The organism is Psychrobacter sp. CX16, assembly GCF_057396245.1.
Map to the genome: position 1 here is coordinate 20,402 of NZ_JBXYJF010000011.1, position 26,607 is coordinate 47,008.

Annotated in this window: 17 protein-coding genes and 1 pseudogene; 13 read left to right on the top strand and 5 right to left on the bottom strand. The window is 41.4% G+C overall.

The genetic code is table 11. The features are described from left to right. Positions 1 to 61 precede the first annotated feature (61 nt). From uvrA to AC2SLM_RS05700, 3 genes are all read left to right on the top strand, one after another. The gene (uvrA, locus tag AC2SLM_RS05690) at positions 62 to 3,034 is read left to right on the top strand and encodes an excinuclease ABC subunit UvrA (RefSeq protein ID WP_486551585.1); all 2,973 of its coding nucleotides are present in this window, start codon (positions 62 to 64) and stop codon (positions 3,032 to 3,034) included. Between the two features lie 266 nt (positions 3,035 to 3,300). After that, complete coding sequence (locus tag AC2SLM_RS05695) at positions 3,301 to 3,792, top strand: SLATT domain-containing protein (RefSeq protein ID WP_486551586.1); 492 nt, start codon at positions 3,301 to 3,303, stop codon at positions 3,790 to 3,792. Positions 3,793 to 3,863: 71 nt separating this feature from the next. Continuing rightward, positions 3,864 to 5,621, top strand: coding sequence for a tetratricopeptide repeat protein (locus AC2SLM_RS05700; RefSeq protein WP_486551587.1), 1,758 nt, complete (start codon positions 3,864 to 3,866; stop codon positions 5,619 to 5,621). 312 nt (positions 5,622 to 5,933) lie between these two features. Here the strand turns inward: AC2SLM_RS05700 and AC2SLM_RS05705 are convergent, their stop codons facing one another. Beyond that, positions 5,934 to 6,458 (bottom strand): transposase, encoded by a 525-nt coding sequence (locus AC2SLM_RS05705; RefSeq protein WP_486551589.1) that lies wholly within the window; start codon positions 6,456 to 6,458, stop codon positions 5,934 to 5,936. A 242-nt stretch (positions 6,459 to 6,700) separates the two neighbouring features. Between AC2SLM_RS05705 and AC2SLM_RS05710 the strand changes: the two genes are divergently transcribed. Next, on the top strand, positions 6,701 to 8,773 hold the full coding sequence (locus AC2SLM_RS05710; RefSeq protein ID WP_486551590.1) for a carboxypeptidase regulatory-like domain-containing protein: 2,073 nt from the start codon (positions 6,701 to 6,703) through the stop codon (positions 8,771 to 8,773). A gap of 400 nt (positions 8,774 to 9,173) precedes the next feature. Next, positions 9,174 to 9,929: a hypothetical protein gene (locus AC2SLM_RS05715; protein ID WP_486551592.1), complete on the top strand. Its 756-nt coding sequence runs from the start codon at positions 9,174 to 9,176 to the stop codon at positions 9,927 to 9,929. A gap of 855 nt (positions 9,930 to 10,784) precedes the next feature. Here AC2SLM_RS05715 and AC2SLM_RS05720 read toward each other — a convergent pair. After that, on the bottom strand, positions 10,785 to 12,809 hold the full coding sequence (locus AC2SLM_RS05720; RefSeq protein WP_486551594.1) for a TonB-dependent receptor domain-containing protein: 2,025 nt from the start codon (positions 12,807 to 12,809) through the stop codon (positions 10,785 to 10,787). A 626-nt stretch (positions 12,810 to 13,435) separates the two neighbouring features. Here AC2SLM_RS05720 and AC2SLM_RS05725 point away from each other — a divergent pair. From AC2SLM_RS05725 to AC2SLM_RS05745, 5 genes are all read left to right on the top strand, one after another. After that, positions 13,436 to 15,067, top strand: a complete 1,632-nt coding sequence (locus AC2SLM_RS05725; RefSeq protein WP_486551596.1) for an ABC transporter substrate-binding protein — start codon at positions 13,436 to 13,438, stop codon at positions 15,065 to 15,067. Positions 15,068 to 15,494: 427 nt separating this feature from the next. Continuing rightward, positions 15,495 to 16,511: an ABC transporter permease gene (locus AC2SLM_RS05730; RefSeq protein WP_486551597.1), complete on the top strand. Its 1,017-nt coding sequence runs from the start codon at positions 15,495 to 15,497 to the stop codon at positions 16,509 to 16,511. Positions 16,512 to 16,576: 65 nt separating this feature from the next. Further along, the gene (locus AC2SLM_RS05735) at positions 16,577 to 17,491 is read left to right on the top strand and encodes an ABC transporter permease (RefSeq protein ID WP_486546538.1); all 915 of its coding nucleotides are present in this window, start codon (positions 16,577 to 16,579) and stop codon (positions 17,489 to 17,491) included. Further along, positions 17,491 to 18,630, top strand: a complete 1,140-nt coding sequence (locus tag AC2SLM_RS05740; RefSeq protein WP_486551599.1) for an ABC transporter ATP-binding protein — start codon at positions 17,491 to 17,493, stop codon at positions 18,628 to 18,630. The genes AC2SLM_RS05735 and AC2SLM_RS05740 overlap by 1 nt, the downstream gene beginning before the upstream one ends. Beyond that, positions 18,627 to 19,601 (top strand): peptide ABC transporter ATP-binding protein, encoded by a 975-nt coding sequence (locus tag AC2SLM_RS05745; RefSeq protein WP_486551600.1) that lies wholly within the window; start codon positions 18,627 to 18,629, stop codon positions 19,599 to 19,601. The genes AC2SLM_RS05740 and AC2SLM_RS05745 overlap by 4 nt, the downstream gene beginning before the upstream one ends. 305 nt (positions 19,602 to 19,906) lie before the next feature. On the opposite strand, the gene katG is transcribed toward AC2SLM_RS05745, so the two are convergent. The 3 genes and pseudogenes from katG to AC2SLM_RS05760 all read right to left on the bottom strand — a co-directional run bounded on the left by katG (position 19,907) and on the right by AC2SLM_RS05760 (position 23,652). Further along, positions 19,907 to 22,078 (bottom strand): catalase/peroxidase HPI, encoded by a 2,172-nt coding sequence (gene katG / locus AC2SLM_RS05750; protein WP_486551722.1) that lies wholly within the window; start codon positions 22,076 to 22,078, stop codon positions 19,907 to 19,909. Positions 22,079 to 22,560: 482 nt separating this feature from the next. Then, positions 22,561 to 22,655: pseudogene (locus AC2SLM_RS05755) on the bottom strand (hypothetical protein); the annotation flags it as partial. Between the two features lie 715 nt (positions 22,656 to 23,370). After that, complete coding sequence (locus tag AC2SLM_RS05760) at positions 23,371 to 23,652, bottom strand: DUF503 domain-containing protein (RefSeq protein ID WP_486543334.1); 282 nt, start codon at positions 23,650 to 23,652, stop codon at positions 23,371 to 23,373. A gap of 317 nt (positions 23,653 to 23,969) precedes the next feature. Between AC2SLM_RS05760 and AC2SLM_RS05765 the strand changes: the two genes are divergently transcribed. The 3 genes from AC2SLM_RS05765 to AC2SLM_RS05775 all read left to right on the top strand — a co-directional run bounded on the left by AC2SLM_RS05765 (position 23,970) and on the right by AC2SLM_RS05775 (position 26,410). Next, positions 23,970 to 24,974, top strand: a complete 1,005-nt coding sequence (locus AC2SLM_RS05765) for a DUF368 domain-containing protein (protein ID WP_486551601.1) — start codon at positions 23,970 to 23,972, stop codon at positions 24,972 to 24,974. A 193-nt stretch (positions 24,975 to 25,167) separates the two neighbouring features. After that, the gene (locus tag AC2SLM_RS05770) at positions 25,168 to 25,956 is read left to right on the top strand and encodes a threonine/serine exporter family protein (RefSeq protein WP_486543330.1); all 789 of its coding nucleotides are present in this window, start codon (positions 25,168 to 25,170) and stop codon (positions 25,954 to 25,956) included. Between the two features lies 1 nt (position 25,957). Then, positions 25,958 to 26,410 carry a threonine/serine exporter family protein gene (locus AC2SLM_RS05775; protein ID WP_486543328.1) on the top strand — a complete coding sequence of 151 codons (453 nt, stop codon included), beginning with the start codon at positions 25,958 to 25,960 and terminating at the stop codon, positions 26,408 to 26,410. Positions 26,411 to 26,607: the final 197 nt, after the last annotated feature.

The window sequence follows — 26,607 nt, forward strand, 5'->3', positions numbered from 1 at the left end:
ATTCATTACTTTATTATTTATCTAGTTATCTATTTAACACATTCAATAACAAAGGCTTTATATGGCACACGAACACATTAAAATTCGCGGCGCACGTACGCATAACTTAAAAAATATCAATATCGACATTCCCCGTGATAAATTTGTGGTTATCACTGGGCTTTCTGGTTCCGGTAAGTCATCTCTGGCCTTTGACACCTTGTATGCTGAAGGTCAGCGCCGTTACGTCGAGAGCTTGTCAGCGTATGCGCGCCAGTTTTTATCGCAAATGGATAAGCCGGAAGTCGATAGTATCGAAGGCTTATCGCCGGCCATTGCTATTGAACAGAAATCTACCAACCATAACCCGCGCTCTACGGTCGGTACCATTACCGAGATTTACGATTATCTTCGTTTATTATACGCCCGTGTTGGCACGCCTTATTGCCCAGTGCATGACCTACCGATGGTGGCACAAACCATCACCGAAATGGTCGATGACATTATGGCATTGCCTGAAAATACTAAGCTGATGATATTAGCGCCTGTGGTGCGTGACCGTAAGGGTGAGCATGTGGTGCTACTCGAGCAGCTTGTGGGACAAGGTTTTGTGCGCGTGCGGGTCGATGGTAACGTCTATGATATGGATGAGTTGCCTGCCCTTGAAAAGAATAAAAAACACACGATTGAGGTGGTGGTTGACCGCTTCAAAGTACGGGATGACTTAGGCAACCGTGTTGCCGAGAGCTTAGAGACCGCACTGCGCTTAGGTGGTGATTTAGCTATTTTGCATTATATGGATGGCAACCCAAACCCAGACGCGTCCAATCAAGATAGCGACGACCAAGTATTATCTGCCAAGCACTCTTGCCCAATTTGTGACCGTGCGGTATCAGAGCTTGAGCCTCGCCTATTTAGTTTTAACAATCCTTACGGCGCTTGCCCTGCCTGTGACGGCCTTGGCAAACGTCAATATTTTTCTGCTGAAAAGCTGGTGACCAATCCTGAGAAAACCTTAAACCAAGGCGCGATTAACGGTTGGGACAGACGTCATGCCTATTACTTTGGCCTATTGACCACAGTCGCTAAGCACTTTGACATTGATATGGATACACCGTGGCAGGAGCTGGATAAAGAGCACCGCGATATTATCCTAAATGGCTCAGGTAAAGAGAAGATCCAATTTAACTTTACCGATGAGCGTGGTCGTAAAACCAAAAAAACCACCCCTTTTGAAGGGGTATTGCCCTACCTTGAGCGCCGCTATGCCAAGACGCAAAGTAACTTTGTGCGTGATGAATTGGCAAAATATTTAGCCGATACCACCTGTAACGTCTGTGATGGCGCCCGTCTCAATGAGATAGCCCGTAACGTGCGTGTGGACGGTCGAGGCATTGCTGACATTGTGCAGCTGTCTATTGGCGATGCGGCAAACTATTATAGCGATTTGCACATGGGCGGTGCCAAAGGGGAGGTCAGCGACAAGATTTTCAAAGAGATTAACGAGCGTCTGAATTTCTTAGTCAGTGTCGGGCTTGATTACCTAAACCTTGCGCGCTCAGCTGAAACCTTGTCAGGCGGTGAAGCTCAGCGTATCCGTCTTGCTAGCCAAATCGGGGCAGGTTTGATGGGCGTGATGTATGTACTTGATGAGCCCTCTATCGGTCTGCATCAACGGGATAACGACCGTCTGCTACAGACCCTTGTGCGTCTACGTGATCTTGGCAATACCGTGTTGGTCGTTGAGCACGATGAAGATGCCATTCGCCAAGCCGATCATGTGATTGATATCGGTGTCGGTGCTGGCGTGCATGGTGGTCATGTCATTGCTGAGGGTACGATGCAAGACATTATGGATGTCGAAGAGTCATTAACCGGTCAATACTTGTCAGGTAAAAAGAAAATCGAAATCCCTAAAACCCGTCATAAAGCCAAAACCATTGATCTCAATAATCCGCCTGAAAAAGCACGTATTATGCCAATGGGTAAAGCCAAAGCGGCGGCGGCTAAAAAAGCAGCTAAAAATGCAAAACCCAAGCCCAAAAAGATAGTGCCAATGCAGATTGAGCTAAAAGGCGCCTCAGGTAACAACTTACAGGATGTCGATCTCACCATTCCTATCGGCACCTTTACCTGTATTACTGGAGTCTCAGGCTCAGGTAAATCGACCTTGATTAACCGTACCTTGATGCCGTTGGCCGCCACCCAATTAAACAACGCATCGACTTTAGTGCCTGATAAATACAACAGTATCACTGGGCTTGAATATCTCGATAAAATGGTCGATATTGACCAAAGCCCAATTGGGCGTACCCCTCGCTCTAACCCAGCGACCTATACTGGCGTGTTCACCCCTATTCGTGACTTGTTCTCGCAAACTCAAGAGGCCAAAGCTCGAGGCTATAAAGCTGGTCGCTTTAGCTTCAACGTCAAAGGCGGTCGCTGTGAGACCTGTCAGGGTGATGGCCTTATTAAAGTTGAAATGCACTTCTTACCCGATATGTACGTGCCCTGTGACAGCTGTCATGGCAAGCGTTATAACCGTGAGACGCTTGAGATTCATTACAAAGGTAAGAGCATCGCCGAAGTATTGGACATGACAGTAGAAGATGCGACTGAATTCTTCTCAGCCATTCCGCCGATTCATCGCCGGCTACAAGCGCTTATGGATGTGGGCTTGAGCTATATTCGATTGGGTCAGTCTGCCCCGACATTATCGGGTGGTGAGGCGCAACGTGTTAAGCTGGCGCGTGAGCTTGCCAAACGCGATACCGGTCAGACGCTCTATATATTGGATGAGCCAACCACTGGCTTGCATTTCCACGATATTTATAAGCTACTTAATATTCTGCATGCACTGCGCGACAAGGGTAATACCATTATTGTCATTGAGCATAACCTAGACGTCATTAAGACTGCCGACTGGATTGTCGACTTAGGTCCTGAAGGCGGCAAGAATGGTGGCATGATTATCGCGGAAGGCACGCCTGAGGAAGTTGCTGAAAATAAAGCCTCATTTACGGGCGCGTTTTTGAAGCCGATGCTGGCGGGTTGATAAATTTTTATTGATAATTGATTTAAGAAAAGCTACTCTATATAGAGTAGCTTTTTTGTTTAAGTGGGATTTAAAGTATTAGTGTTTTTTTATAATTTAAAAGAGTATACAAATCTTAATAAGTTAAAAAGCTACCCTTGTTTACAATAATTTATAGGATAATCAAATGTCATTTTCTTCAAACTTTTTTTAAGAATTGATAGTGGTGTAGACTCTATACTTTTTTTTATTATTTGATCATGCTGTTCAATGTTGCGGTGATATTTGTGAACGATAAACAAAGGAAAACACTAGAAGAATGGAAGGTTCGACTAAAGAAAGCTCAAGTTGGTCACTTTAATCAGTCTGAACGATATTCACAAATTGATAAGTTTATCGGAATACCTTTAGTTATTTTATCTTCATTTAATAGTGGTCTTTTATTCTTGAAGTCTACTGACGAAAAGACACAGTTTATTATTGTGCTTATGAGTATTGTCATATCATTATTAGCTGGCCTTCAAGTTTTACTAAGACCGTCTGAGAAGTCTCTAATTCATAATCAGTGTGGCTCAAGTTATGGCATATTGAGACGAGATGTAGAACAATATCTAGTTAGAGAAAATAATGATTCAAAAAATGTAGAAGAGTTCTGTAAAGATCTTCAGGTACGATGGGCAGTTGTTGCAGCATATGCACCCTTAACACCCAAGAGCTCGAGACTACGTGCTCGTATTATTTTGAATGAAGATAATGAAGACACAGAGATTTTTAAATAAATTTAAAATACTATTCTCCAATTGCACTCGTAATATATTAAAATTTTTAAGGCTTACTTGGAATAATTTAAATGGTAATCTCTGAATCCGGAATACTTAATCTGATTGTAAAGTCTTTTAAAAATAATGCAGGGATTTTTTTAGGAGCTGGTTTTGATTTTAATTCAGGCATACCTTTAGTTAAAGGTGAGTTTGGCATTATGAATTTAATTCTAGACTGCTTACCAATGACGGCGTCAGAGAAAGAGTTAATTATTAAGTCTTCAAAAATGCCATTTGAGGCGTTTTTTAGTATTTTAAACAAACATAGCGACACAAGCTTACTGTTAAATATTTTTGAATTAGGAGAACCATGTGAGAATCATGACCTAATAGCAAAAGCTATAAAAAAAGGCTTAATTACTCATATTGTAACTACAAACTTTACAAATCTATTAGAGGTAGCTCTTAATAATAATGGGCTTATTGAATCTGAAGATTATCATGTACTCAGAAATGAAGTTGAGTTTTTAAGTTTCGACTTTGCCTCAAGCAAGCCAGTAATTACTAAAATTCATGGATGTATTACAGACAAAGAGAATCTGGTTATAACTATTGAGAAAGTTGCTAAATCTATATCATTTGAAGCTAGAAAAAGGGTTATAAATAATCTAACATCTTCTACAGCCTTTTCAGATTTTATAGTTATGGGATATAGCTGCTCTGATATATTTGATTTAACTCCCATTTTTAAAAATAATGTAATTAGAAATAATATTATTCATATTGATCATATCAAACTTCCTTTTAATAGAATAGTTTTCAAGTGCACAGATATAAATACAGCAGATAGTATTTATCATAAAGATAGTAAGGGGCATTGGATAAAGGGAGATACAAATAATTTAATTAATTATTTATCAAGTGAATTAGGTTTTAGTCTATCAGTATATGAATCAAATTTGAAACAACATCAATCTATGACGATGTCCATCATAAGAAAATGGGCTCAACAAGATAATTTCTTTGTATTAAAATATTTTATTGCTGGTGAGTTGTTAAATAATTCACATGGAAAAAAGCATGTTTTCAAATTTTATAATACTATACTTCCTACATTAGTTGAAAAAAAATTGCTTAAGGAAGAGTGTCAAGTTAGAGGTCACTTAGCTTATCTATACTCTTCTAACCATCCCGAGGAAGCTTACTCGCACGCTATAAAAGGGCTGAAAATTGCTAAAAGTTTAAATGATCGCGAACTAATTGGCATTCATTATAGACATATTGGGGTTATTCAACGCCAGAGAGAAGACTTTGAGACATCTATTAAAACTTTTACAGAAGCTCTATATTGGTATCCTAATAATGATACCTTCGAAGGAAAAATTCATATGGAGTTAGGAAAAACTCTTTACAAACTTAAAGATTTTAATGGAGCAATGTTACATTTTTATAAAGCCCTTAAAATATTTGACTATTTAGGAAGCATAATTGACAAAGGATGGAGTTTGGGTAATTTAGGCAATATTTATTTGTATTATTATAAGGATTTTGATAAAGCTGAAATTTTTTATAGAGAGGCTTTAAGTATCGCAATAGATGTTGGACATAAGTTCAATATCGCAGTTTGGACTGGAAATTTGGGAGTTATGTATTTGGAAAAAAATGATTTAAACTCTGCTATTGATTACTTAAATACTGGACTTAATCTGTCTATTGAAACATGTAATTTAATTCAACAGATTAAGATTTTAGATAATTTATCTATATATTATTCTAAATTGGGCGAAAATGAAATTTCAAGTAATTATTTAATGGAATGTAACAACCTAAAAGAAAGACTACTATAGAAAGTAGCACTTAGCTGAATGCAACAACAACCAAAATATGCAAATTAATCTGAATCAATATTAGTTTGATCTAATACTACAAAGCCGGTGTTTGTCAACATAGTTGTCACCTTTTTACGAACTAGGCGACTCTCATTTCATCAATCGATTTAGGCGCTTTTAACGGATTTAAAGTCGTTGGCTTAACTAGCGTACAATTTCTTACGGCTCGGCTCCCCCAACGAGTAGGGTTAAGACTTTTAGCGTGTTCTATCGTCTGTTTCCGTTTAGCAAGTATCTCTTTATCTTTACCTGTATGACGCTCATTAGGGGTTACAAAGCGAAGCCAAGCTTGCCACCATCATTGAGACCAGCGGTCTCCCAGAGCGCATCCAGCTTTTTTCTGAGCACCAGTAAAGCCGCTGTTTCTGCTAAAGCTTTCTCTTTGCGATTAAGCTCACGCTCTAGTTTTTTAATCTTTTTGCGGTCAGCTTGTTGTTGTCGTCTGCTTGCTAAGCTTTGTTTCTGTGTTTGGTTAAAGCCTGATAAGGCACCTGCTCGCCATGCTTTGATTTGTTCGACGTATAGGCCTTTACTGCGGCAGTATTCGCTAAGTTCGGTCTCTGTCAGTCTGCTGGTTTCTATTATGGTGGCAAGCTTGGCTTCGCTTGACCAGTTGTCGGGGGTGTTTTTATTGCCGGGCATGGGCTGTCCTTGCTTTTGGGCTTGATTGCGCCAATTATACAGGGTCTGTAATCCTATGCCTTCACTCCTTGCAGCTTGGGCTACACTTAAGTTATGTGGTGGCGATAGTTTGCTTAGTATCGCTTGCTTTCTCTCTTCACTATATCTTGGCATCATTATTCCTTGTTGCCCCCATTTAGTTTATTCTTAGGGGGTGACAACTATCCTGACATAGGGGGTTGGCGTGGTGCTTTTCATACTCAGGAAACCGTCCTAGCTAGCTAACCAAAACACTACCGGCCTATTCTTAATGTATGAAACCACCCTTTAAGTTTTATTAATCTATATTTAAAAAGATATTCAAAGTGTCACGAAAAATGTGTACACTACTATTATTTAGTATAAGAGAATATCTCATGAAAAACTTACATGCACTAACATCAGGTTTATTGATTGCAACCCTTAGCTTAGCCGGCTGCGGTGGTGATGATTCATCAGGCACTCAAAAAATAACCAGTAGCAAAGACACCTCAAACCTTACCGTTAGTGGCATGGTTAGTGATAAATCAGGCAACCCTATCCAAGGCGTGACCATTCAAGCCGCTGACAAGACAGTGACTACTGACGCCACTGGAAAATATACGCTAGAGTTAGCAGATATCGATGCAGACGACTCAAGCATAATCATCTTAATTAAAAAAGATGGCTATATGACTACTGCTAAAGAAATTAATGCAGTGACAAGTGGTATCTATACTGTCGATGTCATCTTGTCTGCTGACCAAGTTACTACTGAGTTTTTCAGCAGTAATGGTATCAATCAGCTTCAAGTATCAGGCGCCACTGTTACTATTCCAAGTAATAGTATTGTGACCGCTGATGGTAAAGACTACATCGGCAAAGTTAATATTGCCAGCAACTACTACAATCCTGACTCAGTTGAAGGTGCTCAATCTTTTGCACAGCCCTTTGCTGGTCAAGACAAAGACGGCCGAAATGAGACAGGTCTGGTCACCGTTGGTGTGATTGATGTGAAATTGACTGACCCTAATACAGGTGCCAAGCTCAATTTAAAAGAAGATACTAGAGCAACACTAACCTTTCCAGAAGCCACCACCGATCAAGATTTAGCACAAATACCATTATGGTATTACGATGAAGAGCAGATGATTTGGATCAAAGATGGTGTCGCAATACGTCAGTCTGACGGCACCTATCAAGGACAGGTCACTCACTTTACTTTATGGAACCTCGACATTGCTGTGCTTGAATATTCAGCACTGGTGCAAGGCTGTTTTGTTGAAGAAAATACTCAAAAGCCAATCGCTGGTGGCATCGATGCCATGATAAAAGGGCGCGGCTTTGTTAATTACGGCAGTATTGATGATGAAGGCAAATTTAGCGCACGTGTGCCTATCAATACACCGTTGACGTTAGCACCTCATTACAATAAAAACAGCTTCAACGCCGTTGATATTCCTGCGTTAAAACAAAACACCATTTACAAGATCAATAACGGTGATTGTATTACTGCCAAAGACCCTAGCTCAGATGATGTCTTTACCTATGTCGATGTGTTCCAGACGCTACCACTGGTACCTGTACCAGTAACGCCAAACCCGCAACCTAAGCCGCCTTTAACGACTATCGATCCGAAGCCTGTTGATACTCAAGCCGGTATCATTGGTCATTTTTTCTACTTTGATGAGCGCTATAATGGGACTAACACTGAGCAATTAAATGACGTCCATTTAGAAAGCTTCCGTGCGACAAACAGCAATACCATGGAATTCATTGAGCAATCCCTGTACAACAAAAGCGACTATATCAATGATAATGTAGAGGACACGATTGAATACGCCCTAACAGTAAATGGGCTTGAAGCGAGATCAAAATCTACACTTATCGCTGATAATAACTTCCGAAAAGTTGAGTGGTATAAGACCACATATAACAATAATATTCTCACTCAGCGATTAAGTAACGGTGCAACTTATACTTTCAAAATGAAAGACGTATCAATTGCTAATCAGAAAATTGGAGATGTGTTTGCACTTGAGAATATCGACGACGAGTATATTTCAGCTGAAACTCTTGAACGTCTAAATAACTTACCGAATCAGCTAAGTGTGTTTAATAACAACGCCACTTGTAAAAAGCTCGTTTCAATATCGCATGGTGATATACCTTATATCGATTTTGAAACTGACAGTATTAGCGATAATGGCTTTGATGGTAGTTATAATACTGACCTACTTGAAGGGACATGGGCAGGTATTCCATGGAAGGCATCATCTAATAAAGATGAGTATGAAGATAATACATCTAGCGCCTATGTAAAATATGACAATAAAACTTATTACGGCATCTATTACTGGCCAGGCAGTGAAACACTGACAGAAGCTGATAAAAATGAGTGCGCTCTTTATAATGATGCAGCAAAAGAACAAATTATTGCGGCATTAAAAGAAGCCTACCCTGCGCTATAAGTTGCACTAAAGTCAAACTCAAAGATAGATTATTATAAAACCGCTCATAGCCAACGCTATAGGCGGTTTTTATTTTAAGGAGATAGTTATATCTTTGATATCAGTCATATATTAGACGTATCTTTTAATGGTAAAGAGATTTGTAATATAACCTATGATGGATAATTACTTTTATATATTCAGCCAAGGTTGGGTGGAGGTAAGCACGATAAAAATTAATGCGTGAACTCTATGCAAACCAGACTTAAATTTAGACGTCGATAACTGTTTAATATAGTAATTATCTGATCGTTGTTTAAGTCTGATAGATAGATAGCTAACTGTCTGTATTAATATAGCGGAATCATTGTTAAAATAGCCTTGACTATTTATTAAAGCCTATTTCAAAAGGATGTGTCAGATGTCATCATTGCCTCGGATAAAACTGCTGACCTCTTTTATGGCAAGCTTGCTAAATATGGTAAGCTTGCCTGTATTAGCGCATCCCTCTTATAATTCACCTGTTATGAATGATCGTACAATCTCTATCACCAACCTTGATATAAACCCGTTTGCAAATTTCAATCCTAAGCAAAAGCGTAGTTATGACCTGCTCATGCGCCACTTTACACAGTGCTATCAATACACTATTGGGCCTTACGACAATGAGATATTAAATAGCAATGTCGAGGTGACTATATACGAAAAGCACAATAGCGCCTGTGGCGGTGACCCCCACACCTCTCCTCGTTTTGCCTCTTACGTCATCGACAAGTATGGTCGTATCTTTGAATATAGAACCACGGATGACACCTATAACCTAAGGTATCAGTATATTGAAAAACCAGTTTGGATTAATGATGTCACTCGTTTTAATCATCCCACTAAAACGGTGCTGGATAAATATGGTATTGACTTACAACGGCTTGAAAAGCGTGCGGACAATACCTTTGTCATCTTTTATGTGTCCGACACCCCGCTATTATTAAAGTCTGGCAAAGATACTTTAGATGCCTATGCAGGCCTACGCCAGCAACTATTTAACGAGCTATTAGCCGCCAATGGAGATTGGGACTTTATGATACGCCTAGAACACGGAGGTGAGTATTATATTGAGGGTAGAAAACGCAAGATTATTGATGAGGACAGTTATCTATACCCGTTCCCTGCTAATTAAACCGAGAACCCTTCGTAAAAGCATCATAAGCTCAGTGCTATGGATTTTATCAGGATTTGTTTAGAAGTCGATATGAGCTATTAACAAGTCGCTATACCTATCTTGCAAAACAATCGTAAAAAAGTAAGTCGCACCTTGTTGATAGTGTCGACGATAATGCATAACGTCATTAGAGTGTAGAATGTGTGCTAACCATAGCAAATATTACGTTATAGATATTAAATGTTGAGTCTCGTACCTCGGTAATCACCCAAAAAAAGAATAACATGTAGAAATAGAAACTAGCTGCTAAAATACCAATTACACCTAAAGTTACATAACGTTTTTCATGAGCTATTTCACCAGTTTCTCTAACTCATCAACCGCCTCCGCAAAGTCTGAATATTCCGACTCAATAAGACTATAAAGGTTTGCGGTTTTTCCCTCTGTCGTATTATTGACATATCATCCCGCCCTTTTGGATAAATAACGATTGAAAAACCTCCATTGCTATGTTGAGCAATAGGGGTTTCATTGTTAACTAATGGCTTAATGAATATCAAACTTAAAATTAAGTCTAACCTGCTGCTGCACAAGAGTGCCAAAAGAGGTTTAGCCCTGATTGCAGCGGATATACTGCTAGAGTTGGCATACTGCGTTGCTTAGCTTTGTCGTGGCGACGTGAAGCAAGCGACACGACAAACTATAGCAAACGCATTGCCAACACTGGCAGATAGTAGCGTAAAGCAGGAGTAGCTGCCATTGCTTTAACTACTTTAACTACCGCTCTTCCTTTAATTGTTTGTCTTAAAAGCCCTTTTTTTGATCTCATAACCCTCTGTTTTGGCCTCATCGTATATCACGAGGAGTTTGTTCTTAGAACTGATAGGTTAATGCGGCTTTAAAGTTACGACCTGGTTCATAGTCAGTTTGATAGCGCACGCCATTAGCTGACATATTCGTACCTAAGTTACGTGAGGCATGATCTGCATAGGTTTCATCAAATAGATTATAAACCCCGAAAGTTGCTTTTAAGCCTTTGACCTGTTTTGGTGTGTAGCTCATAAATACATCATGAACATCATAGCTTGGTTTTTTCGGATCATTGCCGGCTGTTTTTGGTGTGAGAGAGCTAACAAAAGTACTGCGCCATCCAATTTCCATTTCATCACTTGGTTGAGTCGCCAAGTTTAGCATGACTTTATCACCCGTATCTCGGTATAAGTTATAGCCGGTTTCTTTACCGTTACTGCGGGCACGAGCATAGCTTAGACCAATATTATAATTGTCAGCGCTATAGGTGGCAGAAACTTCTCCCCCTTTGATTCTGACTTCTTCATCTTTATTTAAGGCGCCATTACAACGACCTCCAGGTAGCCCTGTTTCACAGTCTATACCCCCTCTGCCACCCGGTAGCACTCGTACAAAGTCAATATAGTTCTCTAAATCTGTCACAAAGTATTTTGCACTGAGCTGCAAAGTATCATTTGCTGTATTGAGACCGCGCAATGTTGTTGTAAAACCATCTTCTGAGTTATCCCCTTCTTCTGGCTTTAAATTACGACTTACAAAAGTATCTTCCCCATTACGGTTATATAATACTTGACCTAAGTTAGGACCATTAAATAACTCGGTATAACTTACAAACACAGTTGTATGCGGCGCAATATCATAGCTGGCAGCTAAAGCACCGACAACATTATTATATTTTTTACCATCAGCAATATATTTTGGTGACTCATAGCGGTCGTAACGTACCCCTGGAGTCAGCGTTAACTTATTCAAACGCCATTGATCCTCTAAAAATACTGATGTGCTTTTCGCTTCATCTGTACCGTGAGTTGGACGACGTGTGCCAAAATCTTGTCCATCAAATTTAGATTCTTTTTTATAATGTTCAACGCCTGTGATAACCCTGTGTGAACCAAAACTTGAATCAACTAAACTAGTGTTTTGAATTTTACCCCCTGTTGTTTTAAGACTTGAATCAAAATTACGGTGCATTTCGGTTTTAGTTTGATACAGATTAGCATCTATATCGATCAGGTCATTCGATGGGTCGAAGTTGTATTCAAGCGTATAGGTATCACGCTTAACTTCTTGTGGGATAATAGGGTTAAAACTCTGATCGCCCTGTGTCATTGGAAAATCTGGACGTAGGGGATAGTCGCCCGTATTTTTAGTACGGCTAAAGCTTGCTTTGATATGTTGATCTGGTGTGATATAAGTGCCTGCTTTTAACAATATATTTTCGCTTTTACTGTCTTTGGTTTGAATTTCATCCCCTTTCCCATCTTCCCCTGCTTTGGCATCTCGTCTGCCATAATAAGCCAATAAATCAACATCTTCAGTTGGTGCGGCAAATAGTGTCGCAGCGGTTAACCACTCATCATTGTTATCCGCATACCCCACATGGACTTTGCCGCCCATTTGCTGATCAGGCGCCAATAAATCAGCAGCATCAACCGTACTAAATTGCACAGCACCACCTAATGCGTGGTTGCCTAGTGTGACTGAGTTATTACCCACGGCAACTTCAGCCTGCTTTAGCAAGTCAGGGTCTAGTGTAATATCACCCATATGATAGAACATATACCCTTCTTGACGGGCACCATCAACAGTTACTTTTAAATCCGTATCACTCATTCCACGGATTTGCATACGTTGAGTAATGGCTGACGTACCACCCACATCAACACTAGGTACAGCACCCAAAAAGTCACTAAGCATACTGGCTTGCTGTGCAGGTAAGTATTGATCAATATAAACAGCATCATTTTGTACCCTATCATGCACGGAGCGATTGGCTGTCACCGTTATGGTTTGTGCGGTCATAATAGGTATATCGCTATTTGTCGTCGGTGCTGCATTTGAAGCTTGGCTAACGAGTACCGTTGTCACTCACAATGCTAAAGGAGATAAACGATAAGAAATTGATATAGACATATGACTTACTCTCAATAAAATTCATAGACTGCACTAAAGTACTTACCGGATAGGCCAGATACAGATAGTAAATAATAGACAAGTACGATAGTTTAGCGCTGTCTATGACAAGGGTTGACTGTGTTTGAGGAGAAATTTTTAATAAGAAAACGTAAGCTTAAAACAACAGTTTATAATAAGAAATACTTAAACGTTAATGCGAATCATTATCATTTGTATTAATAATTGCAGATTGTAATCAATTGTTTTATTAATTTCAATACATAAATTTATGTAATCAATCATTTAACAAAAATATCTTTTTAACAGGCTATTTATATAAATTAACTTAAGTGTTGACTTGCGCAACATTGACTTAACATATATATTATTCATACTGCTCTTAATTTTTAATTTAAAGCGCAGATTTATTTAGGCAAATGACAAGGACGTTTCTGATTATCCCCCTCAACTATTGGCATACGTTTTGCATCTTTATCATTCAAAGTTCAACGAATTCATAACGCCATTTACTGAACTTCTTGTCACACTTAAATCGTTTATTTTTCTCTTTATTTCAAATAGCCAATTAGGAAGCCAACATGAAATACCCTCTTTTTAAACTCAGTTTATTAGCGGCAGCAACTCTAGCCGTCACAGCTTGTGGTGGTGGTAATAAAGAAACTGCTGCTAGTAATGGTTCAGAGGCCGCAAAAACGCTTATTTACTGTTCAGAAGGGAGTCCCGCTGGTTTTGATCCTGCCCAATACACCGCCGGTACAGATTTTGATGCAAGCTCCTACCCTATCTATAACGGATTGGTTGAGTTTAAACGTGGTGAAACTGAGATTCAGCCGGGTTTAGCAGAAAGTTGGGAAATTAGTGATGATGGAAAAACCTATACGCTACACTTGCGAAAAGGCGTGAAGTTTGGAAAAACCGATTATTTTACGCCAACACGTGACTTTAACGCGGATGATGTGGTCTTTACATTAAAACGTCTGACCGATCCAGAGTTTGAGTTTAACAAAGCCTATCAAGCTGAATTCCCCTACTCTGTCGATATGGGGCTACCCGAGAACATTGCTAATATCGAGAAAGTTAACGACTATACCGTTAAAATCACGCTCAATGAAGTAAATGCACCGTTCCTGCAGAATCTAGCCATGCCATTTGCTTACATAGACTCTGCCGAATATGCACAATCCTTATTAGATGCCGGTCATGCTGCTGACATAAATACCAAGCCGGTGGGTACAGGACCATTTGTATTTACCTCTTATCAAAAAGACTCACAAATTCGTTATACCAAAAATCCAGACTACTGGAATAAAGACGATATCCATATCGACAATCTTGTCTTTGTCATTACCAAAGATTCTGCGGTAAGGGCTCAAAAAGTGCAGGCTGGCGAATGTAACGTATCGGCCTATGCCAACCCTTCTGAAGTCGAATCTGCTAAAGCGTCAGGCAAAGCCAATGTCCTTGAACAGCCCGGATTTAACGTTGGATATATTGCGTATAACACGGACAGACCAGAGCTTAGTGATCTTCGTGTGCGTCAAGCGCTTGATATGGCGATCAACAAAGACGCCTTAATTGATGCGGTTTATCAAGGTGCGGGTGTCAAATCAACTAATCCTATGCCACCATCGCAGTGGGGCTACAATGAGACCTTAAAAGATGCGCCTTATGACACAGCTAAGGCCAAAGCTATCTTAGATGAGGCAGGTGTTAGTGGCTTTGAAACTGACTTATGGTATATGCCCGTTCAACGCCCTTACAATCCTAACGCCAAGCTAATGGCTGAAATGATACAAGCTGACTGGGCTAAGATTGGGGTTAAAGCCAACCTTAAAACCTTTGAGTGGGGTGAGTATCTAAAACGCGCCAACAAAGGTGAGCATGATGTGATCCTAGCAGGCTGGACGGGCGATAATGGTGATCCTGATAACTGGTTAGGTGTCTTATTATCGTGCGATGCGGTAAATGGCAATAACTATGCACGCTGGTGTAATGAGGACTTCGATAAGTTGGTGATGGACGCCAGAGCCATTACTGATCAAGACGAGCGTATTGAGAACTACAAACAAGCGCAAGTTATCTTCAAAGAACAATTGCCTTGGACCACGGTAGCCAACTCAGTTGTAACCGTACTAACAACGCCGAATGTTAAAGACTATAAAATTAGTCCATTGGGTTCGATTCGTTTTGATGGTGTCGATATTGAGTAGCTACTTATTAACTACTTAATAGTTGCTGACTATTTACTGAGCAATTAGTTAATGATTACTAAGCAATATTTTCAGTAATTAAGACACCAATAATGTTAAGAACCTTACCCAGTAAACCTATCAATCGATAGCTAGGTAAATTGGCTGGTTCAGACAAACTCTGTTCCAGCCTTTTTTATATTTAGGACTGACACATCATTGACTTGTAGCGACTGCTAATCATTTATTGACGCTGATTGTATGGAATCTCCATCAGGCGCAGTATATAACGTCCAGTCGCATGTCACTTGTCAAATATTGTTTTGCGTCAATACTAATTATGTCAGTCCTAATATTATTGGTGTCCATATCTCTAAAACTTCTGATACGTTACCTTGTTGACGTGACGTTTATAGCAAACTCATTCTTCTAAAATTCGAGCTTACTCATGCTATTGTATATTCTTCGCCGAATAATGATTCTTATCCCCGTTTATATTGGTCTCACTCTGTCCACCTTTACCCTGATACGCCTTGTACCGGGTGACGCGGTAGAAATTATGATGGGTGAACGCATGGTTGATCCTGAAATGCATGCACAGGCCTTAGCCCGACTAGGACTAGACAAACCTTTGCCTATCCAGTATTGGGATTATATTACCGGTATCTTGCAAGGGGATTTCGGTGCCTCTTTTAGGACCCGAACCCCTGTTTTACAAGACTTCTTTGCCCACTTTGTGCCAACGTTAGAATTAGCGCTATGTGCCATTGTCATCGCCAGTATCGTTGGTGTCAGCCTTGGAATTTTGGCAGCATTGAGACGGGGGTCTTGGCTTGATTACACCCTTATGTCAGGGGCATTGGCTGGTTACTCAATGCCTATTTATCTATTAGGCCCTATCTTGACGGGTATATTTGCACACTATTTAGGATTGCTTCCTGTATCAGGGGTCATCTCTGTCGCTCAGTTTTTGGATGTTAAGCCTCTATATGGCTCTTGGCTATTGGGCTCACTGTCCTCAGGCATTCCTGGAGCTTTTTGGAATGTGGTAAAACACTTTATTCTACCTTCTATCGCGTTATCAACAATTCCTTTGGCTATGATTGCCCGTATGACACGCTCTGCCATGCTTGAGGTGTTGGATGAAGACTACGTGCGCACTGCAAAAGCCAAGGGCTTATCTCCGAAGCGTGTCATATTAATTCATGTGATGCGAAATGCTCTTATAACTGTCGTGACCGTTATTGGCTTACAGATGGCGACCTTATTGGCAGGGGCAATTATCACGGAGACAATCTTTAGTTGGCCAGGTGTTGGCAACTGGCTCCTCGATGGGTTCTTCACCCGAGACTATCCCATCGTTCAAAACGGTATTTTGCTGGTGGCAACGGCGCTAATCTTAGTGAGTTTGATGGTGGATATTTTATACGGGCTCATCAATCCTCGTGTACGTCATACCTCCTAACTCAATAGGTCGAGCAAACAACCCTAGCAATCTTAAATAAAAGCATTTGAAAATAGGAAATCTTGATGAAGCCTACCGTACTTATTGAAGATGAAGATCTTCTCTCTGCCAACCCACCCTCATCGATGCGACTGTTTGTGTCAACATTTTGTCGTAACCGAGGAGCGGTCCTAGGTCTATTGGTATTAATCATTATGGTGATAGTGGCACTATTAGCGCCTGCCATTGCTCCTCATGATCCCTATGAGCTATATACAGGCCAAGAGCAACTGCCACCATCTTTTTTTAGTGGCGGCGATGCTCAGTTTTTTTTAGGCACTGATGACGCCGGCCGTGACACCCTTTCTCGGGTCATGTATGGCGCCCGCTACTCCTTATTTATTGGGCTAAGCGCCACAACATTAGCTATGATTTCGGGGGTCAGTCTTGGTCTTAGTGCTGCCTTTTGGCCTAAGATCTGGGGTAAGGCGGTCATGTTGGTCAATGATATTTTGATGTCTTATCCAAGTCTATTATTAGCGATTATCATCGCTGCGATATTAGGGCCGTCAATGACCAATACCATTATCACTATTGCCTTGGTATGTACGCCACCTTTTATTCGCTTAACCCGTGCAACAGCTATGGTTGAACTTCAACGTGAGTATTTTGTTGCCTCAAAAGTCATGGGTGCTAGTGTCATACGCTTGCTATTTATCACTATATTACCGAACTGTATGGCACCTTTGATCGTACAAGCAACGATGATATTCTCTTCTGCTATTTTGGAAGCAGGTGCTATTGGTTTCTTAGGTTTCGGCGTTCAGCCTCCTGATGCTGAATGGGGAGCAATGCTAGGTACTGCCCGCCAATATATTCAAAGTAATGTGTGGTTGGCAATCTGGCCTGGTTTAGCGATTTTCTTAGCGGCTTTGTCCATTAACCTAACCGGTGATGGCTTACGTGATGCGCTTGACCCTAAATTAAAGCAGGTATCCTAATGAGCCGACTTACGACACATACTACGACACATACGACGAAAAATGATAAGACCACTGCAAATAATGCTGATGAGTTTAATAATTATCCAATGAATGACGCTGCTATGACTAAAGATACCAAACCTCTTTTGCTTGATATTGACAATCTATCAGTGACCTTTGGTAAAGGCGCACGTGCCTTTCGGGCTGTCGATGATGTGTCACTGCAACTTCATCAAGGCGAAGTTCTAGCTGTAGTGGGTGAATCAGGCTCTGGGAAATCAGTCACTATGATGGCATTAATGGGTCTACTACCATCAAGTGCGACTGTCGCTGCTAATAAGATGCAGTTTGATGGTAAGGATATGCTTACCCTTAACGACCGTGACAGACGTCAGGTCATCGGTAAAGATATCTCTATGATTTTTCAAAACGCCATGTCTTGCCTTAACCCAAGCTTTACCATTGAATTTCAGATAGCGGAAGTGTTAAAGACACATTTAGGACTTAAAGGTGACGCGGTTCGTCAGCGTATATTAGAACTGCTAGAGTTGGTTGAGATTCCTGATGCTAAGAACCGACTAAAAGTATATCCACATCAACTGTCAGGGGGAATGAGTCAACGGGTTATGATCGCCATGGCGCTGGCTTGTGAGCCCAAACTCCTGATTGCCGACGAACCAACTACCGCCCTCGATGTCACCGTTCAAGCCCAGATTATGGATTTATTAAGTCGTCTGCAACGTGAAAAACAAATGGCGATGGTACTCATCACTCATGATCTTGGTTTGGTCTCACAAAATGCGCGCGATGTCGCCGTCATGTATGCTGGTCAAATGGTTGAAACCAATACCGTTCCCCATATTTTTGAACAACCTGTGCATCCCTACACCGAAGCACTACTGCAAGCCATACCTGAGCTTGCCATCGGACAAGCTCGGCTTAACAGTCTACCTGGTGTGGTGCCCAGTCAGTATGATCGACCTAAAGGCTGTTTGCTATCACCTCGGTGTCCTTATAAAGAAGAGGCCTGCGAGGTACCGCCGCCGATACTAAAGACTGAACACGGAAAGGTACGTTGTATCCACACCACTCTCCCAACCAAGCCTACTACAACACCTTCACAGAATGACCCTGCGTCAATGGGGAGCTTAATATGAACTCGGACAAAGTCGTTTTAAAAGCAGAAAACCTACATAAGCACTACCCAGTGTCTCAAGGTATCGGAAAACCCAAAGGGCAAGTTAAGGCGTTAAATGGGATATCCTTCGAGCTTAAAGCGGGGAAAACCTTAGCAGTCGTCGGTGAGTCAGGATGTGGAAAATCAACCCTTGCTAGACAGTTGACCTTAATTGAGCAGCCCACCCAAGGTCAGCTTTTTATTAATGACGTCAATACCACCAGCTTTGGTCGCCGCGCGCTTAAAAAAATCCGTACTGAAATTCAGATGGTATTCCAAAATCCTTATGGCAGTCTCAATCCTCGCCATACGATTGGGTATCAACTGACAGAACCTTTAGATATTCATACCAATCTTTCCGCGAATGAGAAAAAAGAAAAAATACATAAGATGATGCGCCTTGTGGGTCTACGTCCTGAACACTCAGGTCGATACCCGCATATGTTTTCAGGGGGTCAAAGACAACGTATCGCCCTTGCCCGCGCTATGATGCTTAATCCAAAGATTGTGGTGGCTGATGAGCCGACTTCGGCACTTGATGTGTCCATCCAAGCTCAGGTACTTAATCTATTTATGGATTTGCAAGACGAATACCATACCGCTTACGTCTTTATTTCGCATGATTTGTCCGTCGTTAGGCATGTGGCAGACGACCTTATGGTCATGTATCTCGGTAAAGTTGTCGAGCATGGCCCAAAAGAAGCTATCTATAACAATCCAAAACATCCCTATACCATCGCCTTGTTAAGTGCCGCTCCCAGTATTCATGGGCATAAAAAAGCATTAACATTAAAGGGGGAGCTTCCAAGTCCATTAAATCCACCTTCTGGGTGTGCACTACATAAGCGCTGCCCTTATGCAACAGCAGAGTGTGCGCAAGTTGAGCCTGAATTGCGGGAGTGGGAGGAACGGTTGGTGTCGTGTATTAGACTGGAAGAGATATATGCGTAACTACAGATAAAAGTTAAATTAGGGTCTGTTGCACAAAGAGGTGGTTCATTTAGCATCCTTTGATTAGCGCTTAAAACGTTAATGATACCTTTTCTATAAAACAACCTATCTTTTTCAGTCTCGCTGAACCTACTATTTTTAGCGTATGCACGCGTCTTCCTCGATAGGTTAATTTCTAGATTTGATATAACTTTATTTTAACCGATATGTTTTTGCGCCATATAAAAAAAGCAGCCACCTAATTAGGTAGCTGCTTTTTAATTTAAGACTCTAAAGTCTAATGATATCAAAGCAAGCTAAATAGATTAACCAGCTTGGTTAACATCATAACGATCGGCCATCATAACTTTGTTCCAAGCGTTCACGAAGTCTTTGACAAATTTCTCTAAGTTATCGTCTTGTGCATAAAGCTCTGCATAAGAGCGTAAGATAGAGTTTGAACCAAAGACTAGGTCAACACGCGTCGCTTCCCATTTCATATTACCCGTACGACGTTCACGAATAATATAAGATTGAGCAGCAGTATTATCGGTCTTAACAGGTTCCCAAGTGTAATTCATATCCGTTAAGTTAACGAAGAAATCATTGGTTAACACACCTGGGCGATCGGTAAATACACCTTTATTACTGTGACCATAATTAGTATCAAGTACACGCATACCACCGATTAATACGACCATTTCAGGAGCAGTTAGACCCATTAACTGAGTGCGATCCAATAGCATCTCTTCTGGAGACACCGCATAGTCTCTCTTCACCCAGTTACGATAGCCATCGTGTAAAGGCTCAAGGTCAGAGAAAGAATCAACGTCTGTCATCTCATCTGTCGCATCACCACGGCCAGCTACAAAAGGTACTTTGACATCAACGCCAGCCTCTTTAGCCGCTTCCTCAATCGCAGCATTACCACCTAATACAATTAAATCAGCTAGGCTAACTGGTTTATCAAATTCAGACTGAATGCGAGTTAAAGTATCTAATACACGTTTTAACTGTTCAGGCTCATTACCAATCCAGTCCTTTTGTGGAGCAAGACGAATACGAGCGCCATTAGCGCCACCACGATAATCTGACTGACGATAAGTACGTGCGCTATCCCAAGCCGTAATGATCAGCTCGCGTCTTTCTAAACCGCTGTCTAGAATTTGAGCGCTTAGTTTAGCGATATCATCATCGGTTAAATTAGCATTGCCCTCTGGGATAGGATCTTGCCAAATGAAGTCTTCAGCAGGAACATCTGCACCTAAATAGCGAGACTTTGGACCCAAATCACGGTGCGTCAATTTAAACCAAGCTTTGGCGAATACTTGATCAAAATACTCTGGATCGTTATGGAACTTCTCAGAGATTTTACGATACTCAGGATCTTTAATCATGGCCATATCAGCATCTGTCATGATTGGGTTACGGCGTACACTTGGATCATGAGCATCGACTGGACGGTCTTCTTCAGCGATGTTAACAGGTTCCCACTGCCAAGCACCGGCAGGGCTCTTAGTAAGCTCCCAGTCATACTTGAATAATAAGTCAAAGTAGCCATAGTCCCACTGCGTCGGATGAGTGGTCCACGCACCTTCAATACCACTGGTTACCGTGTCGCCCGCATTACCTTTACCTTTAGGATTGCGCCAACCTAGACCTTGCTCTTTCACATCCGCAGCTTCTGGCTCATCTTCTAATAATGAAGCATCGCCATTACCGTGAGTTTTACCTACTGTGTGACCACCTGCTGTCAAAGCAACTGTCTCTTCGTCATTCATAGACATACGGCCAAAGGTCGTACGAATATCAGCAGCGGTTTTCAATGGATCAGGATTACCATCCACACCTTCTGGGTTCACATAGATTAGACCCATCTGCACGGCAGCAAGAGGATTTTCAAGACTTTCACGTTTGGCATCATCTTCATAACGGTTTTTAGTTTCTGCCAACCATTCACGCTCTGAACCCCAATAAATATCTTTTTCTGGGTGCCAGATATCTTCACGGCCACCAGCGAATCCTAATGTTTTAAAGCCCATTGACTCATAAGCCATATTACCCGCTAGAATCATAAGGTCTGCCCAAGATAGCTTGTTGCCATATTTGCGCTTAATAGGCCATAACAATCGACGGGCCTTATCTAAGTTTGCGTTGTCTGGCCAGCTGTTTAAAGGCGCAAAACGTTGATTGCCCGTACCTGAACCGCCACGACCATCCGCACGGCGATAAGTACCTGCCGAGTGCCACGCCATACGAATCATTAAGCCGCCGTAATGACCCCAATCCGCTGGCCACCATTCTTGCGAATCTGTCATGAATTGTTTTAAATCTTGTTTTACCGCTTCCAAATCTAACTCAGAGAATGCTTTGGCATAATCAAAGTCTGGATCCATTGGGTTGGTCTTTTGATCATGTTGATGCAAGATATCTAGGTTAAGCGTGTTTGGCCACCAATCAGTGACTGAAGACGCCTTAGTGGTGTGCGCTTGATGCATTACAGGACACACGCCAGCACTTGGACGTTCAGGAGTATGGGTTTGATCCGCATTTTCGCTGTGAATTGTAGGACCTTCACCATTCCCTTGATCGTAAGTGGTGTTGGTGTTTGGGTTGTTTTGGGTATTATCAGTATTAGACACTTTTAATTTCCTATGATGGTTTGGAGCAATTTAATGCTCTGTTTTCAGTTTAGTAGAGATAGTCCACTCCTCAGTGAGCCTTTTCACCAAACTGTTGGTTAAAGCGTTGATTTTATGATCGTTACTATAAGTTCAGATTATGTATGTGGTATTACAAGAATCGACAAGCTTTCTCCCTTGCCTATCCCTTAACAAACAAGATATACCAGACGTCACCCATAGTGAACTTTATATTAGGAAAAACTATGATTGATTTATTAAATCATCATTCTAATTTTGATATTTTATATCATATAATCGACAAATGTTCTATAATTTATTTTTAATTACCAGTCAACTTAGGTGAATGCTTGGATGCCTGTTTTGTACGCCTCAAAATAAGAGCATGAATATCATGAGTGCCTTCATAGGTATTAACGGCCCCTAGATTCATGGCATCACAACAACAATATTTGAGGTTAAGAAATGTGCCCCTAGGGTGTGTTTACCAGATGGCAGTGAGCACTTTGAGATAGCATTAGTTGGAGACGTCTATACAGCGACTGACGTTGCCGCTAATGCTATTCAGACTTATCATAGTTATCCAATTACTATCACAGAATATTCAGTCCCAGAACATATCCAAGAGTCTCCTATACGTATGCTCAGTGGAGGTTTAGGGCTTAGACTTTACTTGTTAATTATTTTGCCTATTATGTTTGTCGCTTGTATTAAGGAGACAAACTGTGCGGCGTAATATTCTTCTCATATTCTTGCATATTCCGTAGGTTTGCGTGGCGCTTCCAAAACTCATACTTTCATAATTGAACATAGAGGTTAACGTGGGCCCTGACAGAAGTGATAGAGGGGTTCAGTATTTATCCATTCGCTATACTGATAAGATGGCTGATTCTGGCGTCATTGCATCTGTTGGCACGACAGGTGATCTACTCGAGCACAGCTCTCGCCTTGCAAAGCTAAATCGATACTTAAACGATTCTTAACCCGTCTCAGGTTTAACAAAACACGTTTGCATAGTACGATTGGTTATGTGTGGCCTTTTGAGTTTGATAGACGATGCTATGATAGTCTTAGTGAGTCAGACAAAGCTGCCTGACTCAAGTAATCCACTCTCCGATATAGTCAGGGCGGTTCACTTGAAAAAATATTTAAATAAACTCCCGTCTCACATCCATAATCCGTGCCTCAACCACACGCTGAATCTTGTCTTCAATCTGACTAAATTCGGATTCAATCTCACGCTTGTTTAGCCCTACCACCACAAACGTCCATTCACTGGCATCATGACGGTTACGCTCACCGCTTTCACACACCGCTACCGCAGGATTGCGCCCAAAACGCTCATGCAATCCGCCCATACGCATCCTCTTTTCTTTTAATGAACCACAACCAGGAAGTGAGAAAGTCAGGGTTAAAATTCCGATTGGCATAGTTGTCTCCCAAAATATTAAATTTACTACTGTATCCTAGCTTATTTCATACTCAGCCACACAATCCAATATGATTTGTAGATAAAATTTCTGTGAACTGTAATCATTAGTTACTAACCAAATCTAACCAGTTGTAAAAAAATTTGGCTAATTGCTTATCAATAGCACGCTTAAGTATTTATAGAAAGGCTATTGTTGATAGAATGGCCTTTTTTGTTATCCAGATGGGTTAAAATAGCCGTTTAGTAAAGTGTCTTTCGCTTTGCTCTCAAAATTTATATACTCTTTTTTTATCTCTTATCTTGCAAGGAATGTCTATGACGACATCACACTCACCCAGACCGCCTCATCAAGAATCGTCGTCACAACCGCATAACCCCGATGTTCAGACTAGCCCAGACAACAGCCCCAAAAATCTAGCTGCCACCTATGTCAAGGGTATGGCGATGGGCGCTGCAGACATCGTACCCGGTGTGTCCGGTGGTACCATTGCACTGATTGCCGGTATTTATGAGCGCCTTATTAATGCGCTGGGCAGTATTGGTCCAAGCTTATGGCATGTGTTTCGTGAGCATGGCGGATTAAAAGGCTTAATGGCGATTTGGCGTGAAGTCGATGCGACGTTCTTATTGGTGTTGATGTTAGGTATCGTCACCAGCTTTGCCACATTAGCGGGCATGATTAAATACCTGTTGGACAATCAGCCCCTATTTATCTGGTCGTTCTTCTTTGGCCTAGTAATGACCACCGTAGTCATTTTGCTGGCCGAGATTAAGCAGTGGAATATAACCCGCGGCGCCTTATTTATCTTCGGTATCGTCGCTGCTGTCGGTGTTAGTAATATGCCGATACTAAGCACGGAGCCTAGCCTTCCTTATATCTTCTTTGCTGGCGCGATTGCTATTTGTGCAATGATTTTACCTGGAATATCAGGCTCCTTTATATTACTGCTGCTTGGTGTTTACGATGCGGTATTAGAGGCAGTGCATAACTTTAATCAACCTGTCATTGTCACCCTGATGGCCGGCATGGTCACGGGACTATTGCTATTTACCCGCGCATTAAAATGGTTATTAGCACGTTATTATCAAGGCACATTGGCCTTGTTAACTGGCTTTATCGCAGGCTCTTTGGTCAAGGTCTGGCCTTGGAAAGTCGATGCGTTAGGCGCGTTAAATACTGAGGCTGTACACAATGTGGCACCATGGAACTATCCTGCCGGCGCGCAGTGGTTCACCACTATTGGTTTAATGATTTTAGGTGCGGTATTGGTATCAGCATTGTCGTGGTGGGGACAGCGTACCAACGCGAAAAGGTCATAATCCACCTCTAAATTGCCCTATAACACCTGCTCTTAAATACAGAGATTTATAGCTAGCAAACAAAAAGCCATTTCTAAATAATAGGAATGGCTTTTTTGATGTAAACAGTGCTATTTTACTTTGCTTTTAGACCCCAATTTGCATGACAATACATATAACAATCGCTCGCAAACCTATAGAATCAAAGACCATCATGACTCAAATCACCTACACTCAGCAGCAACTTACTACCCGACTATGCGTGCGCTGCGGATTATTACTCATGCAATATGGCGCTGAGTCAGCCGTCGTGGTGGATTTATCAAAGCGTCTGGGACTGGCTCTTGGCATGGACAGCGTCGAGTGTGCGCTGAACTTTAATGCCATCACCTTGACCACTATCTACAATGAGCGCTGCATTACCACCACTCGCGATACGATTAACCAAAGTATTAACGTTAATTTATTGGTGCAGATTCAGCAAATCGTCAATAAGACCGAAGAGACGCCCTGTAGTGGCGAGTTGGTGGTAACGACCTCACGTGCGCTTGATGAGCTTGATAAGACGGTCTACCCGACGTGGCTCGTAGCCATATTCGTTGGCTTATCTTGTGCTACTTTTGCCTATCTAAATGGCGGCGGATGGATGATTTCGGTAGTGACCTTTATGGCTGGCATGGTGGCGATGTTCACCCGTATCTTCCTGTCAAATCATCATTTTAATCCGTTTATTACGGTCATCGTAACTGCCTTTATCGCCTCATTAATCGGTGCGACTACTTATTATCTAGATATTGGTCATAATGCCGATATTGCTGTGGCCTCAAGCGTGCTACTACTGGTGCCTAGCTTCCCTTTGATTAACTCGTTATCTGATATTTTAAAGGGCTATGTCAATATCGGTATTGGACGTGCAGTCTTTACCTATATGTTGACATTGTCATCGTGCGTGGGTATTGTCATCGCGCTGATTCTACTTCAAATTCAGCATTGGGGGTTTTGATATGTGGCTTATTGAAAGTGCAATACTCGCCTGTATTATCACCCTAGGTTGGACGCTAATGTTTACTGTGCCCAAACGCTATATTTTGCCTTGTTTGTTAATGACGGCGTTTGGGTTTGGCTTAAAGACTGCACTGGTTCATGAAAATGTTCATTTGGTCGTTGCAAGCTTCTGCGGTGCGATGTTATCGAGCTTCTTGGGCGTTTATTTTTCCAAAAAATACACCTTGCCACCCAAGGCGCTTATCTCGCCTAGCGTTATCTGTATGATGCCAGGTATCGCCGCTTATAAAGCCATGGTCAGCATGGTGCAAATTGGCTATTTTGGTTTCTCAGACGCGTTATTTAGCCAGATGATGATTTATCTGTTTGAAGCGCTGTTTGTCACTTCAGGCTTGGTATTAGGTATCTCTATTCCAGGACTGCTATTCTATCGCCGCCGGCCTATTGTGTAATAACCGAACCTGTTCTAGTGACATGTCAAAGCTGAAGCAGATAATATATCAAAGGTATTGTTTTGGTTAAGGATAAGCAATTCAAGTAAACACTAGGCTCAATAACCTTTACAATTAATCCATCTGACAAGCGGCGTTGGATCTACTCTACTTCTAGACGCTTGCAAACATTGTTAATCTAATATCATTCGCTAAAC

Bases quoted from the DNA above. Each gene is read 5' to 3' on its own strand.
- AC2SLM_RS05775 (WP_486543328.1), top strand. From the start codon at position 25,958: ATGTGGCTTATTGAAAGTGCAATACTCGCCTGTATTATCACCCTAGGT.
- AC2SLM_RS05705 (WP_486551589.1), bottom strand. From the start codon at position 6,458: ATGCCAAGATATAGTGAAGAGAGAAAGCAAGCGATACTAAGCAAACTA.
- AC2SLM_RS05770 (WP_486543330.1), top strand. From the start codon at position 25,168: ATGACTCAAATCACCTACACTCAGCAGCAACTTACTACCCGACTATGC.
- katG (WP_486551722.1), bottom strand. From the start codon at position 22,078: ATGCATCAAGCGCACACCACTAAGGCGTCTTCAGTCACTGATTGGTGG.
- AC2SLM_RS05735 (WP_486546538.1), top strand. From the start codon at position 16,577: ATGAAGCCTACCGTACTTATTGAAGATGAAGATCTTCTCTCTGCCAAC.
- AC2SLM_RS05765 (WP_486551601.1), top strand. From the start codon at position 23,970: ATGACGACATCACACTCACCCAGACCGCCTCATCAAGAATCGTCGTCA.
- AC2SLM_RS05700 (WP_486551587.1), top strand. From the start codon at position 3,864: ATGGTAATCTCTGAATCCGGAATACTTAATCTGATTGTAAAGTCTTTT.
- AC2SLM_RS05730 (WP_486551597.1), top strand. From the start codon at position 15,495: ATGCTATTGTATATTCTTCGCCGAATAATGATTCTTATCCCCGTTTAT.
- AC2SLM_RS05740 (WP_486551599.1), top strand. From the start codon at position 17,491: ATGAGCCGACTTACGACACATACTACGACACATACGACGAAAAATGAT.
- AC2SLM_RS05745 (WP_486551600.1), top strand. From the start codon at position 18,627: ATGAACTCGGACAAAGTCGTTTTAAAAGCAGAAAACCTACATAAGCAC.
- uvrA (WP_486551585.1), top strand. From the start codon at position 62: ATGGCACACGAACACATTAAAATTCGCGGCGCACGTACGCATAACTTA.
- AC2SLM_RS05715 (WP_486551592.1), top strand. From the start codon at position 9,174: ATGTCATCATTGCCTCGGATAAAACTGCTGACCTCTTTTATGGCAAGC.
- AC2SLM_RS05725 (WP_486551596.1), top strand. From the start codon at position 13,436: ATGAAATACCCTCTTTTTAAACTCAGTTTATTAGCGGCAGCAACTCTA.
- AC2SLM_RS05710 (WP_486551590.1), top strand. From the start codon at position 6,701: ATGAAAAACTTACATGCACTAACATCAGGTTTATTGATTGCAACCCTT.
- AC2SLM_RS05760 (WP_486543334.1), bottom strand. From the start codon at position 23,652: ATGCCAATCGGAATTTTAACCCTGACTTTCTCACTTCCTGGTTGTGGT.